We start from the raw sequence: 15,874 nt of genomic DNA, 5'->3' as shown, positions 1-15,874 counted from the left end.
GGAGCGCTTGCCATCGCGGCCGGTGCCGCTGGGTTCACCGGCGGCGTGCAGCGGTGGGGTGACCGCCTTGCCGGCGGCCGGCTGCGGCCCGAGGTGGCGCGCGGCGGCGGGCGCGGTGCACCGCCTGCACCATCGCCGCGCCGGCTACAAGCGCAGCAGCGCGTACTGCGTCGTCCGGCCGGGCTGGGTGTACGTGCGCACCAGGTCGGCCAGCTGGTGCACCATCAGCAGGCCCCGCCCGCCCGGCTCGCCGTGCGGGCGCGGGCGTCGTCCGGCCAGGGGGTCCGCCAGGTGACCGTCGTCGTGGACGGCGCAGCACACGTGGCCGTCCGCGGGCCACAGTTCGACCCGGCACGAGCCGCCGGCGTGGCGCAGGCTGTTGGTCACCAGCTCGGTGACGATCAGCTCCAGATCCGGCACCCGGTCGTCGTCCAGGCCGAGGCGTCGCGCCTGCTCGGCCGCCCAGCGCCGGGCCTGCCGGACCTCCGCGTCGGCGGTCACCGCGAACGCGACCGGCGCCGCCGCGGGCACCGGCTGGTTGTAGCGCGCCACGACGTCGTCCGGCGCGTACTCCCCGCTGACGTACCGCCGCGACGCCTCCCACACCTCCGGGTGCGTCGCCCTGGCGTCGGCGACCACGTCCGGCTCCAGGGCCACCGTGTCGTAGGGGCACACGATCGTGACGTCCCGGCCGGTGAACGCGTGGTTGATCAGCGCCTCGTGCTGCGCGCACGCCGGGTACTCGGTGGCCGAGCGACCGGCCCAGATCGGTTCGCCGATGATGCGCACGTGCCGGTCCGGGTGGGCGTCGGCGAACCGGCGCAGCACCGTCGGGATGATCCGGCCCGGGTTGCGGCCGGCCTCGTTCATGTCCAGCCACAGCACGTCGTCACTGCCGACCGCCGGGCGCAGCACCCGCAGCCGGTCGCCGGGCACGGCCACCGCGACCGGTTCCCGCCGCGCGAGACCGTCGGTGACGAAGGGGACGAGCGCGTCCAGGTATTCCGCGTCGGAGCGGTAGAACAAGGCGGGGTGCACGAACGCGGTCACGCGGCCCCCTCCACCCGCACCGACGGCAGCCCCAGCACTTCGACCAGGCGGGTGACGGCCGGCGAGGGATCGCGCAACACCAGTGTCGCACCCTCGCTCGCGGCGTGCTCGGCCAGCCGGGTCAGGCTCCGGTAGTCGGCGAACCGCAGACTGCTCACGTCGAGCACCAGACGGCCGTCGCCCGGCCGCGGGTTCGCCCGCCGCAACGCCTCGGCCAGCAGCTGTTCGGTGTAGAGGTCCAGTTCCCCGGCGAGCGCGGCCGCCGCCGAAGCCGAGCCGAACAGCCGGAACCCGGGATCGGCGTTGCCCACCGGGTGCAGGCACGCCACCCTCGCCACCGCCTCGTCGTCGACCCGGCCGCGGTCGTACCCGCACATCGCCGAGAACGTCCCCGCGGCCGCGTACCGGTCCACCGTGTGCTCGTACCGCGCGAACGCGTCCAGCTGCTCGGGTGTGGCCACCAGCGTCGTGCAGTCCGCGGCGACCCGCAACCCGGTGTAACCCGCCGCGAGCGCGGCCTCGGTCGCCTCGGCGTAGCTGCGGGTCTGCTCGTCCGGATCGACCACCGTGCCCACGGCGTAGGTGTCGTCCAGCGAGACGACGCGCGCGGCGCCGGTGCGCAACGCCTCGTCCAGCCCGTCGAGCTCGGGCTCGCCGGGCGCGACGAACCAGACCTGCGTGCCCTGGGCGAGCCCGTCGCGCAGGAACTCCCGCGCGCGGGCCCGGAACTCGTCGGCGGACTCGAAGGCCCAGCACCGGTGATCGTGCAGCACTGACACAGCGTAGTAGTCTCGTTACTTCTGGTACAGGCTCTCGATGAACGTGGCGTAGTTCTTGGTCACCACGTTGCGCTTGAGCTTCAGGCTCGGCGTGATCTCGCCGCCGGCCTCGGTGAAGTCGTTGCCGAGGATGACGAACTTCTTGATCGACTCGGCGTGCGAGACCTGCTTGTTCGCCTCGTTCACGGCGCCCTGCACGGCCGCGATCAGGTCCGGGTCCTGCGCCAGGTCGGCGACCGTGGCGTCGGCGGGCTTGCCGTTCTGCGACTTCCAGGCCGGGAAGAACTCCTCGTCGATCGTGATCAGCGCGGCGATGAACGGGCGCTGGTCGCCGACCACCATGGCCTGGCTGATCAGCGGGTGGGCGCGCATGGTGTCCTCGAGGCCGGACGGGGCGACGTTCTTGCCGCCCGCCGTCACGATGATCTCCTTCTTGCGCCCGGTGATCTTGAGGAAGCCGTCGTCGTCGAGCTCGCCGAGGTCGCCGGTGTGGAACCAGCCGTCCTCCAGCGCCTCCTTGGTGGCGGTCTCGTTGTTGAAGTAGGCGCCGAACACGACGTCACCCTTGAGCAGGACCTCGCCGTCGTCGGCGATCCGCACCGAGGTGCCGGCCACCGGGCGGCCCACGGTGCCGACGCGGAACGCGTCCTGGGTGTTCACGTTCGCCGCGGCCGAGGTCTCGGTCAGGCCGTAGCCCTCGAACACCGGCACGCCGATGCCGCGGAAGAAGTGCGCCAGCCGGGCGCCCAGCGGCGCGCCACCGGACACCGCGGCGATGCAGCGGCCGCCCAGCGCGGCCCGCAGCTTGCCGTAGACCAGCTTGTCGAACAGGAGGTGCCGCGCCTTCAGCCCCAGCCCGGCGCCACCGGTGTCCTGCGCCTCGCTGTAGGACACCGCGACCTGCTCGGCCGCGTCGAAGATCTTGCCCTTGCCCTCGGAGTGGGCCTTCTGCTTCGCGCCGTTGTAGACCTTCTCGAACACGCGCGGCACGGCCACCACGAACGTCGGCCGGAACGTGCCCAGATCGGCGACCAGGTTCTTGACGTCGGAGGTGTGGCCCAGCGTGACGCGCGCGGTGACGGCGGTGACGGCGATGGCGCGGGCCAGCACGTGCGCCAGCGGCAGGAAGCACAGCAGCGAGTTGCCCTGCTCCATCAGCTGCGGGAAGGCGTTGATGTCGGCCCGGATCTCGGCGAGCAGGTTGCGGTGGGTCAGCTCGACGCCCTTGGGGCGGCCGGTGGTGCCCGAGGTGTACACGATGGTGGCCAGGTCGCCGGCCCGCACCAGGCGGCGCCGCTCGTGCACGGTGTCGTCGGCGACGTCGGCGCCCAGCGTGGTCAGCTCGTCCACCGCGGGCCGGGCCGCCTCGATCTGCCAGGTGTACCGCAGGTCGGGCAGCCGGTCGCGGACCTCGTCGACGGCGGCCAGGTGCTCGCTGGTCTCCACGAAGACGCCCTTGGCGCCGGAGTCGGACAGGATCCAGGCGACCTGCTCGGGCGAGGACGTGTCGTAGATCGGCACGGTGACCGCGCCCGCGGCCCAGATGGCGAAGTCGATCAGCGTCCACTCGTACCGGGTCTTGGACATCAGCCCGACCCGGTCACCCCGCTCGATCCCGGCCTCGACCAGGCCCTTGGCGATCCCGATGACCTGGGCGGCGAACTCGCGGGCGGTGACGTCCAGCCACGAGCCGTCCACCTGGCGCCGGAAGCTGATCGCGTCGGGGAACCGCTCGGCGTTCGCCCACACGATGTCGGCGAGGTTCTCGTCATCGGCAACCGGCTGCACTGCCGGGGCGCTGTACTCGCGCACGGTGGACCTCCGTGGTTCAGGGGTGTTACTCGCCAGTCACAACTTAGCGTCGGTGACACCTTACGACCAAGGGGGCGGACCGGCGGTAACACGGGCATGACATTCTGCTCGGCGTGAGCACGCTCAACGGTGCGCCGCCCAGCATCGACATCGTCGACGAGACGTTCCTCGCGGTGCCGCCCGCCACCGTGGCGGCGGTGTTCGCCGATCCGGCCGCGTGGCGGCGGTACTGGCCCGACCTGGTGCTCGAGGTCTACACCGACCGCGGTGACGAGGGGCTGCGCTGGACGGTCCGGGGCGCCCTGGTCGGCACGATGGAGGTCTGGCTGGAGCGCACGCTGGACGGCACGCTGCTGCACTACTTCCTGCGCGCGAGCCCGGCCGCGGAGATGAGCCCGCGCCGGCTGCGCCGCGAGTTCGACCGGCGAGCCCGCGCGGCCAAGGCCGTGGCGCTGGGGTTGAAGGAGATCCTCGAAGACGGCCGCGAGCCCGGCGTGCCCCCGAGGACTTCTTAGCGTCGCTAAACTGGGGCATCATGCGCGTTCATGTCGTCTCGGACGTCCACGGCAACACCGAGGCCCTGGCCCGGGCCGGTGAGGGGGCGGACGCGCTGATCGTCCTCGGCGATCTGCTCGACTTCGTCGACTACCACCAGCACGACCGGGGCATCCTCGGCACGTTGTTCGGCCCGGAGAAGGTCGCCACGTTCGCCCGGCTGCGCCGCGAGGGCACCCGCGAGGAGTCGATCGCCTTCTCGCGCTCCCTGTGGTCGAGCCTGGACGACCCGGCCGCCGCCGTCGAGGAGGCCGTCCGCGAGCAGTACTCCGCGATGTTCGCGGCGATGACCGCGCCGACCTACGCGATCGCCGGCAACGTCGACTCGCCGGACCTGTGGCCGGAGTTCGCCGGCGACGACGTGCGGCTCGTCGAGGGCGAGGTCGTCGAGATCGGCGGCCTGCGGTTCGGCTTCGCCGGCGGGGTGGTGCTGCCCGCCGGGGCGACGATCCGCCGGTCCAACCCGGTGTGGCGGCCCTACCTGCGCACCCAGGAGGAGTTCGACGCGGCCGTCGGCAAGCTCACCGACATCGACGTGCTGTGCACCCACCAGCCGCCCGCGCTGCCCGAGCTGACCTACGACGTGGTGGCGCGGCGGCACGAACTGGGCTCGGCGGCCCTGCGCGGGCTGGTCTACGCGGAGCAGCCGCGGTGGTCGCTGTTCGGCCACGTGCACCAGCCGCTGTCGGCCAGGCTGCGGGTCGGCCGCACCGAATGCCGTAACGTCGGTCACTTCAAGGTCACCGAGCGCCCGCACGTCCTGCGGTGGTGACGCGGGACAGGCGGTAACCTCTCCGCCATGGCCGACCAGTCCACGCAGTCCATCGAGGTCGACGCGCCGCCGGAGAAGGTCATGGCGGTGATCGCGGACTTCGCGTCGTACCCGGAATGGGCCAAGCAGGTCCGGGAGACTGAGGTGCTCGCCACCGACGACACCGGCCGCGCGAAGCAGGTCAAGCTGACCCTGGACGCCGGTCCGATCAAGGACGTCTACACGCTGGAGTACGACTGGGCCGCCGACGGCCGCTCGGTGAGCTGGCACCTGGTGCGCGGGCAGATGCAGAAGGCGCAGGACGGCCGCTACGAGCTGGTCCCGGTCGGCGAGGGCCGCACCCGGGTCACCTACACGCTGTCGGTCGAGCTGGTGCTGCCGATGATCGGCCTGCTGCGCCGCAAGGCGGAGAAGATGGTCATGGACACCGCGCTCAAGGAGCTCAAGCGCCGCGTGGAGGACCTCGCCTGAGGGCGGGGCGGCGATGACGCGGCTGCTGCTGTTCACCGGCAAGGGAGGCGTCGGCAAGACGACGCTCGCCGCGGCGACGGCGGCGGGCCTGGCCGCGCGCGGGTACAAGACGCTGGTGGTGTCCACCGATCCGGCGCACTCGCTGGGCGACGCGTTCGGCAAGCGCCTGGGCCGCGAACCGTCCGACGTGGACACCCGGCTGCACGGGGCGCAGGTCGACTCGCGCGGCCTGGTCGACGACATCTGGCAGGACCTGCGCGGCCGGCTCAAGGGCGCGCTCGCCGGCGCCGGGGTGGACGCGCTGGACGCCGAGGAGCTGAGCGTCCTGCCGGGCGTGGACGAGCTGCTCGCGCTGACCGAGGTGCAGCGGCTGGCCGAGGCCGGCCGCTGGGACGTCGTGGTGGTGGACTGCGGGCCGACCGCGGAAACCCTGCGGCTGCTCGCGCTTCCCGAGGCCGTTTCCGGGTACCTGGACAAGGTGTTCGGCTGGCAGCTCACGCTCACCGGGTCGCGCGGTCTGGCCCGGTCGGTCCGCGACCTCGCGGCGCACGTGTCCGCCCTGCGTGACCTGCTGACCGATCCGGCCGTCACCACCGTGCGGCTGGTGCTGACGCCGGAGCGGGTCGTGGTCGCCGAGGCGCGCCGCACGCTCAGCTCGCTGGCGCTGCGCGGCATCCGCGTCGACGGGCTGATCGTGAACCGGCTGATGCCCGCGCCCGGCGTGTGGCGGGGCGCGGCGGCGAACTGGATGCGCACCCGCCGCCGCCAGCAGGACGAGGTGCTCGGCGAGCTGACCTGGGAGCTGGCCCGGGTCGAGCACCGGGCCGCCGAACCGGTCGGGCTGCCCGCGCTGCGCGAGATCGCCACCGAGCTGTACGGCGAGCGGGATCCGTTGGCGGGCAACGGTTCCGGGTCCGCGCCGCTGCTGCACGTGACCGAAGTGGACGGTGGGTACCGGCTGCGGCTGGCGCTGCCGCTGGACCGCGGCGCCGAGCTGGACCTGGCGCGCGTGGACGACGACCTGGCCGTCACCGTGGACGGGTTCCGCCGCCTGGTCGCGTTGCCGGAACCGTTGCGCCCGTGCCGGATCACCGGTGCCGAGTCCGATGCGGACGGTCTCGTCGTCTCGCTGACCAAGCCGGGGGAGGACGGATGACGACCGAAGGGGTGACCGCGGCGAGCCTGGCCGAGGAGATCCGGCTGCTCGTCGAGATGGTCGCCGAACGCGCCGCGCCGTGGCTGGACGGCGTGGTCGCCGCCGGGCACGGCAAGCCCGAGACGCCCGAGGGCGACGGCGACTGCGGCTGGTGCCCGCTGTGCGCGATCGTCGCGGTGGTGCGCGGTGAGAAGCCCGAGTTCGTGGCTCGCGTGCTGGAGCAGGCGGCGCAGATCATCGCGTTGCTGCGGGCCGTGCTGGCCGACCGGTGGGAGCCGCAGGAGGGCGTGCACATGCCCGGCTTCCAGCCGCCGCCGCGGCCGCGGCCGGAGTCCGGCCGGGTGCAGCGCATCCCGGTCCAGTGGCGGGACGGCTAGTGCGTGCGATCGGCCTGGACGTCGGCGGCACGAGTGTCCGTGCCGGGGTGGTGGACGAGCACGGCTCGATCCTGGACACCGCGCGGGCGGGCACGCCGAGCGCCGAGGACGCGCTCGAGGACGCGATCACCGGTGTGATCGACGAGCTGCGCAACCGGCACGGGGACGTCACCGGGGTCGGTCTCGCGGTCGCCGGGTTCGTCGCCAACGACCGGCGCACCGTGATGTTCGCGCCGCACCTGGCGTGGCGGAACGCGCCGGTGGCGGACCGGATCGCCAAGCGCGTCGGGCTGCCGGTGACGCTGGAGCACGACGCCAACGCCGCCGCGGTCGGCGAGCACCGCTTCGGCGCGGCGCGCGGAGCCAAGGTCGCGGCGCTGGTGGCGATCGGCACCGGGATCGGCGCGGGCCTGCTGCTGGACGGCCAGCTGTACCGCGGCGCGAACGGGGTGGCGCCGGAGCTGGGGCACCTGACGGTCGTGCCGGACGGGCGGGCGTGCCCGTGCGGCAAGTACGGCTGCTGGGAGCGCTACTGCAGCGGGACGGCGCTGGCCGCGACCGCGATCGAGCTGCTGGCCCGGTATCCGGGCACCTCGACGATCCTGTCCCGGGACATCGCGCTGGACCCCGGCGCGCTGACCGGGCGCCGGGTGGCGGGGGCGGAGCGCGACGGCGACCCGGTCGCGCAGCGGGCGGTGGCCGAGCTGGCGAAGTGGCTCGGTGAGGGGCTGGCCCTGGTCGCGGACGTGTTCGACCCGGAGATCGTGGTGATCGCCGGCGGGGTGTCGGAGTCGGCGCCGCTGTTCCTCGACGAGGCTCGTGAGCACTACGCGGCCGCGATCACCGGCGGCAGGCACCGGCCGCTGGCGCGCATCCGGACCGCGCAGCTGGGCGACGACGCCGCCCTGGTGGGGGCCGCCGCGCTCGCGCTCGAAGCCCGGGCGGTATGACAAGCTGGACTGATGACCCCTGATGACGGCGACGGCTTCGTGTACTGCGAGCGCGGCCATCGGCACTGGGGCCTGTTCGGCGCCGCCGGCCTGTTGCTGACCGATCCCGAGCGGGGGGTGCTGCTGCAGCACCGGGCCTGGTGGACCCACCACGGCCGGACGTGGGCGTTGCCGGGCGGCGCGCGGCGCGGCCACGAGTCGGCGCGCGAGGCGGCGACGCGGGAGGCCGAGGAGGAGGCCGCGGTGCCGGTCGGCGCGGTGCGGCCCACCGCGGAGTCGGTGGTCGACCACGGCGGCTGGAGCTACACGACGGTGCTCGCGAACACCCGGCACCCGGTGCGGGAGCGGGTGGTCGACGAGGAGAGCGCCGAGCTGCGGTGGGTGCCGCCGGAGGAGGTCGGGTCGTTCCCGCTGCACGCCGATTTCGCCGCCGCGTGGCCGGCGCTGCACGCCCAGCTGGGGCGCGAGCTGGTGCTGGTGGTCGACGCGGCCAACGTGGTCGGGTCCCGGCCGGACGGCTGGTGGCGGGACCGGGCCGGCGCGGCGGAGCGGTTGCGGAACCGGCTGTCCGGGCTGGTGCGCGACGGGGTGCGCAGCGCGGACGTCGGGCTCGGCGGGGCGGAGTGGTCGTGGTGGCCGCGGGTGCAGATGGTCGTCGAGGGCCAGGCCCGGGACGTGCCCCCGGCCGACGACGTGGAGGTGATCGCCGCGGTCCGCGACGGCGACTCGCAGATCGTGGAGAGCGTCCGCAAGGCGCGGGACGCCCGGCCGCGGGACCACGTGGTGGTGGTGACGGCGGACCGGGAGCTGCGCTCCCGAGTCGAGGCCGAGGGCGCGAACGTGCTGGGCCCGGCGAAGCTGCTGGACCTGGTGGCGGACTAGGGAGTGTCCTAAGTCATCGGGGCCAGAGGACGATGGCGGCGGTGGTGAGCCGGTTGCAGCGGCGTTCGACCACGTTCCGCTGCCGGTAGGCCTCGGCATCGGAAGCGGGAGGACGCCCGCCGCGGGAAGCAGCACCCGCATCGGCAACCCGCGCCCATCGACCGCACGATGGATCTTCGTGCTCAGCCCCGGAGCGGCCGCCAGGTGCCATCCGCGGCCCACCACGTCACTGAGAAATAAGACCGACCGCGTCATGGCACCCGCGCTGCGCACGCCGCCCGGCATCCGGCGGGTGTTCGCGCTGCACGAGGCGCGGATGGCCTTCTACGCCGGCGGTGTGCTGCCCGGTGGGTGCTTCTTCCTCGCCGCGCAAACCGAGTTCGACGACCGGCCCGGCGCGGTCCAGGCGAAAACGGCGCAGGCGCTGCACGACTGGCTCGCGTTCATCCGCTCGCTCGTCGACGAGGCGATCGCGCTGGGCGAGCTGACCGAAGACGCCGACCCGGACCAGCTCGCCTACGAGATCGACGCGCTCGGCGAGTCGGCCGTGATCCACTCGCGCCTCGTCGGGCACGAGGTCACCTACGCCCGCGCCCGCCGCGCCGTCCTGGAGCGGCTGCGCGCCCTGGCCACCGATCCCGCCACCCTGCCGGAGGACTGAACCGTGCTGCGCACCTCGTGGACACCCGGGCCCGCCACCGCGAGCGGGCTCGTGCTCGTCAGCGTCACCGGCTTCACCGCCGACCGGCTGCGCGACCTGCCGGGGATCTACCGCGCGGGCAGACAGCTGGCGCGCCTGTGGCCGGCCCTCGACGGCGCGGTCGGGCACTGGCTCTGGGCCGAACCCTCGCGGCGCAGAACCGGCTCGGTCTCACTGTGGCGGAGCGAGGACGCCATGCGCGGCTTCGTCGGCCTGCCCGTGCACCGCCGGATCATGCGGACCTACCGCGGGCGGGGCGAGATCCGCTCCACGACGTGGACCGCGAGCGATCCGGACCTGCGCGAGGTGTGGCACCGGGCCGCGGAGTTCCTCCGCCTGCCCCGTTGACCACTCAGGTCAGCGCCGCGGTCAGCTGGTCCACTCCGGCGGCCATCAGATCGGCCAGGTCCGCTCGCGGGTCGCGCAGCCACTGCTCGTACGCCGCCAGCGCGATGCCCAGCGCGGTGTAGGCCACGGTCTGCGGCGCGAGCGCCGAGGCGTCCACCCCGAGCCGGTCCGCGACGAACTCCGCGATCACCTGCCGCCAGTCCGCGTACCGCAGCGTGGAATGCGCTTGCAGCGCCGGGGTGGTCAGGATCAGCTCCATCCGCTGCCGGTGCCACACCGCCTCGTCCGGGTCGACCCGGTTGAAGTCCACCAGCGCCTCGCGCAGCACACCGGGCAGCGGGCGGTCCGGCGGGTAGGTGGCGAGCCGCTTGCGCATCCGGTCCAGCTGCCCGTCGAAGTCGCCCCAGGCGATGTCGTTCTTCGACGGGAAGTAGCGGAAGAACGTGCGCCGCCCGATGCCGGCGGCCTTCGCGATGTCGTCGATCGTCGTGCGGTCGAAGCCGCGGGTGGCGAACAGCTCGAACGCCACGTGCTCGACCTCCGCCCGCGACGTGATCGGCTTGCGCCCCGCCCTGGGCGCCGGCTCCGCCTTTTCGGTCATCCCTCTTCCATTCGGCACTGGGTGCCATTATCGTCCGAGAAGCGCGGCCGCACCGGAGCGGCCGGATCGCCGAAGGGAGCATCCCATGTCCGACAGCAAGAATGTTTCCCCCACCGCGGAGGACTCGCTCGTCGAGGAGGACCTGCTCGTCGAAGAGGTCTCCATCGACGGCATGTGCGGCGTCTACTGACCGTGTTCGATCCGGACCAGGCCTACCGGTGCTCCCCGCGCGTCGCGTTGCGGCCGGAACCGTTCGGGGCGCTCGCCTACGACTTCGGCACCCGGAGGCTGTCGTTCCTGAAGACGAAGATCCTGGTCGAGGTGGTGCGCACGCTCGGCGACCAGCCCGACGTGCACACCACCCTCGACGCCGCCGGCGTCCCGGACGACCAGCGTCCGGCCTACCTGACGGCGCTGGCGGGACTGGCCGAGAACGGCACGATCGAACCGCGCTGACCGCAGACGAGAAGGGCGTGCGATGAAGCTCGTCGAACACTTCAAGCAGGGGCTGACCTCGCCCATCTGCCTGACCTGGGAACTGACCTACGCCTGCAACCTCTCGTGCGTGCACTGCCTGTCCTCGTCGGGCCGCCGGGATCCGCGGGAGCTGAGCACGGCGGAGTGCAAGGCCGTCATCGACGAGCTGCAGCGCATGCAGGTCTTCTACGTCAACATCGGCGGCGGCGAACCGACCGTGCGCGCCGACTTCTGGGAGCTCGTCGAGTACGCGGTGGACCACCAGGTGGGCGTCAAGTTCTCCACCAACGGCGTCAAGCTCACCCCGGAGCGGGCGCGGTGGCTCGCCGCGACCGACTACGTGGACGTGCAGATCTCCCTCGATGGCGCGACCGCCGAGGTCAACGACCACGTCCGGGGCCCTGGTTCCTACGACACGGCGATCCGGGCGATGCGGAATCTGAAGGACGCCGGGTTCCGCGGCTTCAAGCTCTCCGTCGTGATGACCCGGCACAACGTCGGTCAGCTCGACGAGTTCAAGGCGATCGCCGACACCTACGGCGCCCAGCTGCGCATCACACGGCTGCGCCCGTCCGGCCGCGGCGCGGACACCTGGGACGAGCTGCACCCCACCGCCGACCAGCAGTTGCAGCTCTACGACTGGCTGGTCGCCAACGGCGAGCAGGTGCTCACCGGCGACTCGTTCTTCCACCTCAACGCGCTCGGCTCGGACCCGCTGCCCGGTCTGAACCTGTGCGGTGCGGGACGGGTGGTGTGCCTGATCGACCCGGTCGGCGACGTCTACGCCTGCCCGTTCGCGATCCACGAGGAGTTCCTCGCCGGCAACGTCCGCGACGAGGGCGGGTTCGCCGCGGTGTGGCGGACCTCCGAGCTGTTCGAGCGGCTGCGTGGCCCGCAGACCGGCGGCGCGTGCACGTCGTGCTCGGCCTACGACGCCTGCCAGGGCGGGTGCATGGCGGCGAAGTTCTTCACCGGGCTGCCGCTGGACGGCCCGGACCCGGAATGCGTGAAGGGACACGGCGAACTGGCGCTGGCCGGGGTCAGCGCGGCGCCGCGCTCGCACATCGACCATTCGCACCGCACGACCCGCCAGGCTCGCAAGACCGGCAAGGTGCCGGTCAGCATCGGGTTCGGCCCGCCGGAGGGCGGCACCCGGCCCGACCGGGCCTGCGACACCAGCCCGCTCGCGGGGTTCCAGCCCGCGCGATGAGCAGGCTCGCCGGCCCCGTCCGGGTCGGCGGCGGCACCGCCCCGAGCCGGGTCCTCTTCGGTCCGCACGAAACCAACCTGGCTCGGGGCCGGGCGCTCGCCGACCGGCACGTCGCCTACTACCGGCGGCGGGCCGAGGGTGGCGCCGGGGTCATCGTGACCGAGACGGCGAGCGTGCATCCCTCCGATTGGCCGTACGAGCGCGCCCCGCTGGCCGCGTCGTGTGGTCCTGGTTGGACGTCCATCGTGGACGCCTGCCGTCCACACGGGACGCTTGTGATCGCGTCACTCGGGCACGCCGGCGGGCAGGGCTCGTCGGCCTACCACCAGTCTGCGCTGTGGGCACCGTCGCGCGTGCCGGATCCGGTGAGCCGGGAACTGCCGATGGAGATGGAGGGCCCGGAGGTCGCGGCGGTGGTCGACGGGTTCCGCGCCGCGGCGGCACTGGCCGTTGGGTCCGGTGTGGACGGTGTGGAGATCGACGCCGGCCAGTACTCGCTGCTGCGGCAGTTCTGTTCCGGGCTGACCAACCGGCGCACGGACGCCTACGGTGACCGGGGGCGGTTGCTGCGTGAGGTGCTGGCGGTGGTCCGGGAGGCGATCGGGGACCGGATCCTCGGGCTGCGCCTGGCGTGCGACGAGGGTGCGCCGTGGGGCGGAATCACGCCGGAGACCGCTCCCGTGCCCGGTGGGATCGACTACCTGGTGCCGGTGCGCGGTTCGGCGTTCGCGGATGCCCGGCCCGATCTGCGGACGGAACCGGGGTTCAACCTCGATCTGTGCCGGACGGTGTCCGGGCGGACCTTGACGGTGTGCCAGGGCAGCGTGGTCGATCCGGCACTCGCGGAGCGGGCGCTGGAGTTCGCCGGGCTGGTCGAGATGACCCGCGCGCAGATCGCCGATCCGGACCTGGTCCGGCATCTGCGGGCGGGGACGGCGCCGCGGCCGTGCGTGCTGTGCAACCAGAACTGCCGCGTGCGGGACCCGCGCAACCCGATCGTCAGCTGCATCGGCGAACCGGGCAGCGGGCACGAGACCGAGGACCTCGTGGCCGGCGCGGGTGGCGGGGAAGTGCTGGTGGTCGGTGGCGGGCCGGCCGGGTTGGAAGCCGCGCGCGTGCTCGCGTTGCGGGGGTTCGACGTCGAGCTGACCGAGCGGGCCGACCGGCTCGGTGGGATGGTGCGTGTCGCGGCGCGGCTCGCCGGTCGGGACCGGCTGGCGCGGCTGGTGGACTGGCTGGAGGCCGAGGTCCGGCGGCTGGGGGTGCGGATCTCGACCGGGGTGGAGACCCGCGCCGGGGACGGGCGGCCGGTGATCGTGGCGACCGGCAGCCGGCCCGGCCCGCGTGACTACGCCGTCGAGGGCGGTCGCGTGCTCGATGTGGTTGCCGTGCTGGACGGTGCGACGCTGCCGGACGGGCCGGTCGTGGTGCACGATCCGCTCGGCGACTGGACCGGCGCGGGTGTCGCGGAACTGCTGGCCGCCGCGCGTCCGGTGGCGATCGTCAGCCCGGATCCGGTGATCGCGACGCAGGTGCGCGACATCGCCGGGGTGAACGCGCGTCTGCAACGGGCGGGGGTCACGCTCGTCAAGCGGTCGCGTCTTCGCGTGGTGCGCCGGGATCACGTGGTGGTGGAGGACGTGCTCACCGGGGAACGCCGGGAGCTGCCGTGTGGTGTCGTGATCCATTGTGGACACCGGTTGCCGGATGCCGCGCTGTCCGGGACGACGGTCGGTGACGCGGTGGCGCCCCGGACCATCCACGAAGCCGTTCTGGACGGTCGCCGGGCGGCGGTGGCGCTGTGAGCCTGCTGTTCGAGCCGTTGCGGCTGGGGCCGGTCGAGGTGCGCAACCGGATCGTGTTCGCCGCGCACCTGACCAACTACGCCACCGGCAACCTGCCCACCGAGCAGCACGCGGCGTACTACGCCGAGCGGGCCGCGGGCGGCGCCGGGCTGATCATCACCGAGGAACACGTGGTGCACCCCTCGGACTGGCCCTACGAGAAGGTGATCCACGGGTACCGGCCGGAGGTCGTGCCCGGCTACCGCCGTATCACCGGCGCGGTGCACGCGCACGGGGTGCCGATCTTCGCGCAGCTCAACCACAACGGCGGGCAGGCGTCGTCGAGGTACACGCGGCGCGCGGTGTGGGCGCCTTCGCCGGTGCCGGATCCGCTGTTCCGCGAGGTGCCCAAGGCGATGTCCGCCGCGGAGATCGCCGAGGTGGTCGCCGGGTTCGGGCGGGTCGCGCGGCACTGCGCCGCGGGCGGGTTCGACGGCGTGGAGATCCAGTGCTCGCAGTCGTCGCTGGTGCGCGGGTTCCTGGCGCCCGCGACGAACCTGCGCACCGACGACTACGGCGGGCCGCTGGCGAACCGGGCCCGGATCCTGCTCGAGATCATCGCGGCGGTGCGCGCGGCGATCGGCCCGGACCGCGCGCTCGGGGTGCGGCTGTCCGGCGACGACCTGGTCGAGGGCGGCATCACGCTCGGCGAGGCGGTCGAGGTGGCGCGGATGATCGCGCCCGGAATCGACTACCTGAACACCTCGATCGGGGTCGCGACCTCGACGTTGTACCTGGTCGAGCCGTCGATGGCGGTGCCGCGGGGGTACGCGTTGCCGGTGTCCGAGACGTTGCGGCGGGCGGTGCCGGTGCCGGTGGTCGGCATCGGGCGGATCAAGTCGCCCGAGGAGGCCGAGCGCGCGCTGGCTGAGGGGCGGTGCGACCTGGTCGGGGTGGTGCGCGGGCAGATCGCCGACCCGTCGTTCGCGGCGAAGGCGCGGGCCGGGCGGGAGGTGCGGACGTGCCTGTCGTGCAACCAGGAGTGCGTGGGGCGGATGGGACTCAACCGGTGGCTGGGGTGCGTGGAGAACCCGCGCGCCGGGCGGGAGGCGGTGCCGCTGCCGCCGCCGGGGCCGCGTCCGAAGCGGGTGCTGGTCGTCGGCGCGGGCCCGGCGGGGCTGACGGCGGCGGCGACGGCGGCGGAGCGGGGACACCACGTCACGGTGCTGGAGCGCGGTGAGCCGGGCGGGCAGATCGCGCTGGCGGCGACCGCGCCGGGGCGGGCCGAGCTGGGGGACCTGGTGCGCAACCTGCTGACCGACTGCCGGCGCGCGGGTGTCGACTTGACGACAGGGTGCGCGGCGACGCCTGCGGTGTTGCTGGACGAGGCGCCGGACGCCGTGGTGCTGGCGACGGGGGCCCGGCCGGTGCTGCCGGAGTGGGCGGTTTCGCCGCGGGTGGTGCACGCGCGGGAGGTGCTGGGCCGGGTTTCGCCGTCGGGTGAGGTGGTGGTGATCGACGAGGTGGGCTTCCACCCGGCGACGTCGGTGGCGGAGCTGCTGGCCGCGCGGGGGTGCCGGGTGACGGTGTCGACGCCGGGGATGGTGGTGGGGCAGGACCTCGGGCTCACGCTGGACCGGGAGCTGTTCGCACGGCGGGCGCACGCGCTCGGGATCGCGGAGCGGACGGACGAGATGGTGCTCACCGCCGCGGCGACGGAGGATGGGGGCGTGGCGTTGCGGATGCTGAAGCACACGACCGGCGAGACCAGGGAGGCCCGCTGCGACTGGGTGGTGTGCGCGACGCACCAGGAACCGGAGGACACGCTGTGGCACGCCCTGCGGGAGGCGCCGTTCCGTGTGCTGCGGGCGGGGGATTGCGTCACACCGAGGCGAGCGCACGCGGCGGTGGTGGAGGGGTATCGGGTGGGGGTGTCGTTGTGACGGTTGA

General features: G+C 73.4%; 18 protein-coding genes. 14 read left to right on the top strand and 4 right to left on the bottom strand.

From position 1 onward, the window contains the following. Positions 1–144 precede the first annotated feature (144 nt). From D0D15_RS09635 to D0D15_RS09625, 3 genes are read right to left on the bottom strand one after another with little or no spacing between them, the layout of a single operon-like run. On the bottom strand, positions 145–1,050 hold the full coding sequence (locus D0D15_RS09635; RefSeq protein ID WP_094007540.1) for a sensor histidine kinase: 906 nt from the start codon (positions 1,048–1,050) through the stop codon (positions 145–147). Then, on the bottom strand, positions 1,047–1,823 hold the full coding sequence (locus D0D15_RS09630) for an MEDS domain-containing protein (RefSeq protein ID WP_244214942.1): 777 nt from the start codon (positions 1,821–1,823) through the stop codon (positions 1,047–1,049). The genes D0D15_RS09635 and D0D15_RS09630 overlap by 4 nt, the downstream gene beginning before the upstream one ends. 21 nt (positions 1,824–1,844) lie before the next feature. Further along, a complete protein-coding gene (locus D0D15_RS09625) occupies positions 1,845–3,641 on the bottom strand; it encodes an AMP-dependent synthetase/ligase (protein ID WP_094007542.1) in 1,797 nt (598 codons plus the stop codon). Between the two features lie 113 nt (positions 3,642–3,754). Here D0D15_RS09625 and D0D15_RS09620 point away from each other — a divergent pair, with 113 nt between their 5' ends. From D0D15_RS09620 to D0D15_RS09580, 9 genes are all read left to right on the top strand, one after another. After that, on the top strand, positions 3,755–4,156 hold the full coding sequence (locus D0D15_RS09620; protein ID WP_094007543.1) for a polyketide cyclase / dehydrase and lipid transport: 402 nt from the start codon (positions 3,755–3,757) through the stop codon (positions 4,154–4,156). A 20-nt stretch (positions 4,157–4,176) separates the two neighbouring features. Continuing rightward, positions 4,177–4,968, top strand: a complete 792-nt coding sequence (locus D0D15_RS09615) for a metallophosphoesterase family protein (protein ID WP_094007544.1) — start codon at positions 4,177–4,179, stop codon at positions 4,966–4,968. Between the two features lie 27 nt (positions 4,969–4,995). Next, on the top strand, positions 4,996–5,439 hold the full coding sequence (locus D0D15_RS09610; RefSeq protein WP_094007545.1) for an SRPBCC family protein: 444 nt from the start codon (positions 4,996–4,998) through the stop codon (positions 5,437–5,439). Positions 5,440–5,452: 13 nt separating this feature from the next. Beyond that, positions 5,453–6,595, top strand: coding sequence for an ArsA family ATPase (locus D0D15_RS09605; protein ID WP_094007546.1), 1,143 nt, complete (start codon positions 5,453–5,455; stop codon positions 6,593–6,595). Then, the gene (locus D0D15_RS09600) at positions 6,592–6,972 is read left to right on the top strand and encodes a hypothetical protein (protein WP_094007547.1); all 381 of its coding nucleotides are present in this window, start codon (positions 6,592–6,594) and stop codon (positions 6,970–6,972) included. Before D0D15_RS09605 ends, D0D15_RS09600 begins: the two co-directional genes overlap by 4 nt. A 14-nt stretch (positions 6,973–6,986) precedes the next feature. Then, the gene (locus D0D15_RS09595) at positions 6,987–7,922 is read left to right on the top strand and encodes an ROK family protein (protein ID WP_115944379.1); all 936 of its coding nucleotides are present in this window, start codon (positions 6,987–6,989) and stop codon (positions 7,920–7,922) included. 12 nt (positions 7,923–7,934) lie between these two features. Further along, positions 7,935–8,804: an NUDIX domain-containing protein gene (locus D0D15_RS09590; RefSeq protein WP_094007548.1), complete on the top strand. Its 870-nt coding sequence runs from the start codon at positions 7,935–7,937 to the stop codon at positions 8,802–8,804. 253 nt (positions 8,805–9,057) lie between these two features. Beyond that, complete coding sequence (locus D0D15_RS09585) at positions 9,058–9,465, top strand: TetR family transcriptional regulator C-terminal domain-containing protein (protein WP_094007549.1); 408 nt, start codon at positions 9,058–9,060, stop codon at positions 9,463–9,465. Between the two features lie 3 nt (positions 9,466–9,468). Next, entirely contained in the window at positions 9,469–9,852 is a 384-nt protein-coding gene (locus D0D15_RS09580; protein WP_094007550.1) for a hypothetical protein, read from the top strand. A gap of 4 nt (positions 9,853–9,856) precedes the next feature. Here D0D15_RS09580 and mftR read toward each other — a convergent pair whose 3' ends face one another. Continuing rightward, entirely contained in the window at positions 9,857–10,453 is a 597-nt protein-coding gene (gene mftR / locus D0D15_RS09575; RefSeq protein ID WP_094007551.1) for a mycofactocin system transcriptional regulator, read from the bottom strand. An 85-nt stretch (positions 10,454–10,538) separates the two neighbouring features. On the opposite strand from mftR, the gene mftA reads away from it, so the two are divergent. From mftA to D0D15_RS09550, 5 genes are read left to right on the top strand one after another with little or no spacing between them, the layout of a single operon-like run. Beyond that, positions 10,539–10,643, top strand: coding sequence for a mycofactocin precursor MftA (gene mftA / locus D0D15_RS09570; protein WP_094007552.1), 105 nt, complete (start codon positions 10,539–10,541; stop codon positions 10,641–10,643). Further along, a complete protein-coding gene (gene mftB, locus D0D15_RS09565) occupies positions 10,628–10,909 on the top strand; it encodes a mycofactocin biosynthesis chaperone MftB (protein ID WP_094007553.1) in 282 nt (93 codons plus the stop codon). Before mftA ends, mftB begins: the two co-directional genes overlap by 16 nt. A gap of 22 nt (positions 10,910–10,931) precedes the next feature. Then, positions 10,932–12,140, top strand: coding sequence for a mycofactocin radical SAM maturase (mftC, locus tag D0D15_RS09560; RefSeq protein WP_094007554.1), 1,209 nt, complete (start codon positions 10,932–10,934; stop codon positions 12,138–12,140). Continuing rightward, positions 12,137–13,945 carry a mycofactocin system FadH/OYE family oxidoreductase 1 gene (locus tag D0D15_RS09555; protein ID WP_094007555.1) on the top strand — a complete coding sequence of 603 codons (1,809 nt, stop codon included), beginning with the start codon at positions 12,137–12,139 and terminating at the stop codon, positions 13,943–13,945. The genes mftC and D0D15_RS09555 overlap by 4 nt, the downstream gene beginning before the upstream one ends. Further along, positions 13,942–15,867 (top strand): mycofactocin system FadH/OYE family oxidoreductase 2, encoded by a 1,926-nt coding sequence (locus D0D15_RS09550; RefSeq protein ID WP_094007556.1) that lies wholly within the window; start codon positions 13,942–13,944, stop codon positions 15,865–15,867. The genes D0D15_RS09555 and D0D15_RS09550 overlap by 4 nt, the downstream gene beginning before the upstream one ends. The last annotated feature ends 7 nt before the right edge of the window (positions 15,868–15,874 follow it).

Source organism: Amycolatopsis thermalba (genome assembly GCF_003385215.1).
GTDB lineage: Bacteria > Actinomycetota > Actinomycetes > Mycobacteriales > Pseudonocardiaceae > Amycolatopsis_E > Amycolatopsis_E thermalba.
Note: the sequence above shows the minus strand (reverse complement) of the source record. Positions and strands in the feature narration are given on the sequence as shown.

Bases quoted from the DNA above. Each gene is read 5' to 3' on its own strand.
- D0D15_RS09555 (WP_094007555.1), top strand. From the start codon at position 12,137: ATGAGCAGGCTCGCCGGCCCCGTCCGGGTCGGCGGCGGCACCGCCCCG.
- D0D15_RS09605 (WP_094007546.1), top strand. From the start codon at position 5,453: ATGACGCGGCTGCTGCTGTTCACCGGCAAGGGAGGCGTCGGCAAGACG.
- D0D15_RS09615 (WP_094007544.1), top strand. From the start codon at position 4,177: ATGCGCGTTCATGTCGTCTCGGACGTCCACGGCAACACCGAGGCCCTG.
- mftC (WP_094007554.1), top strand. From the start codon at position 10,932: ATGAAGCTCGTCGAACACTTCAAGCAGGGGCTGACCTCGCCCATCTGC.
- mftA (WP_094007552.1), top strand. From the start codon at position 10,539: ATGTCCGACAGCAAGAATGTTTCCCCCACCGCGGAGGACTCGCTCGTC.
- D0D15_RS09610 (WP_094007545.1), top strand. From the start codon at position 4,996: ATGGCCGACCAGTCCACGCAGTCCATCGAGGTCGACGCGCCGCCGGAG.
- D0D15_RS09600 (WP_094007547.1), top strand. From the start codon at position 6,592: ATGACGACCGAAGGGGTGACCGCGGCGAGCCTGGCCGAGGAGATCCGG.
- mftR (WP_094007551.1), bottom strand. From the start codon at position 10,453: ATGACCGAAAAGGCGGAGCCGGCGCCCAGGGCGGGGCGCAAGCCGATC.
- D0D15_RS09585 (WP_094007549.1), top strand. From the start codon at position 9,058: ATGGCACCCGCGCTGCGCACGCCGCCCGGCATCCGGCGGGTGTTCGCG.
- D0D15_RS09590 (WP_094007548.1), top strand. From the start codon at position 7,935: ATGACCCCTGATGACGGCGACGGCTTCGTGTACTGCGAGCGCGGCCAT.